General features: G+C 76.0%; 1 protein-coding gene. It reads left to right on the forward strand.

The window, feature by feature from the left end; translation table 11 throughout:
• The coding region (locus tag GTW67_RS18425; RefSeq protein WP_161165922.1) for a CHAT domain-containing protein at positions 1-1,194 on the forward strand (1,194 nt) is incomplete at both ends.

The following is a 1,194-nucleotide window of genomic DNA, read 5'->3' on the forward strand; positions in this document are numbered from 1 at the left end:
GCCGGTGTGCCCCTGCGGGACGACGGTACGCCCGCGGCCGGCCCCGGCGAAGGCACCTCGCGGCTGCTCGACCCGCCCGACGCCCACGAGCGGCGGGCGGCGTTGCGGGCGCTCGGGGCCGACGCGCTCGTCTACCTGATGCCGGGCGACGATGTCGACGGGGCGGCGGTCGTCGTCCCCGCCGGTGCGCCCGCGCTCTGGCTGCGGCTGCCCCTGCTGAACAAGTCCGGGGCCGCCGCCCTCGACGGCTTCCTCACCGACGCGGCCCCGGGCATGGCGGCACGCGACGCGGCCGACCGCGACACCGCCTCGCGGGACGCCCGGATCAAGGTGCCGCGGGTGCTGGAGGGCATCTGCGAGTGGGCCTGGGACGCGGCGATCGGCCCCCTCCTCGACGACAGCCGGCTGGAACTGCCCCGCGACCGGCCGGCCCGCCTGGTCCTCATCCCGGTACGGGAGCTGGCCCGGGTGCCGTGGCACGCGGCGCGGACCCGTGGGGCGGACGGCACGTGGCGGTACGCGATGGAGCGCGCGGTGTTCTCGTACGCTCCGTCCGCGCGGCTGCTGTGCGAGACGGCCCGGCTCGGTCCCGTTCCGCTGACCGACGGCGGGCTGGTGGTCGGCGACCCCGACACGGCGGGCGCCGCCCGGGAGCTGCCGGCGGCGCGGCTGGAGGCCCTGGCGGTCAGCGACTGCTTCTATCCGCGGGCGCGCTATGTGGGGCGGATGCCCGACGGCGGTCCCGGGACCCACGGGAGCGGGACCGGCGAGGAGGTGCTGCGCTGGTTCGCCGATCCGGACGGCGGTCCCGTGGTGCATCTGGCGTGCCACGGCATCGTCGAGGAGAGCACGCAACCCGGCGACAGTTCTTACCTGTTGCTGCACCAGGGGGAGCATCTGGCCGCCGAGCGGGTGCTGGACGTCCTGGTGCAGGGGTCCGGGCGGGACATCGCGCTCGCCGTGCTGGCCGCGTGCAGCACCGGGCGGTCCGGGCGGGGACACGACGAGGCGTTCAGTCTGAGCACCACGCTGCTGGCCGGGCGGGTCCGTTCGGTGGTGAGCGCGACGTGGAGCGTGCCGGACGCGGCGACCTCCGTGCTGATGTTCCTGTTCCACCACTTCGTGCGGGGACAGGGGCTGGCACCGGCCGACGCCTTGCGCGAGGCCCAGTTGTGCATGATCGGCCGCCGGGAA

The sequence above is a fragment of the Streptomyces sp. SID5910 genome (genome assembly GCF_009862125.1).
Taxonomy (GTDB): domain Bacteria; phylum Actinomycetota; class Actinomycetes; order Streptomycetales; family Streptomycetaceae; genus Streptomyces.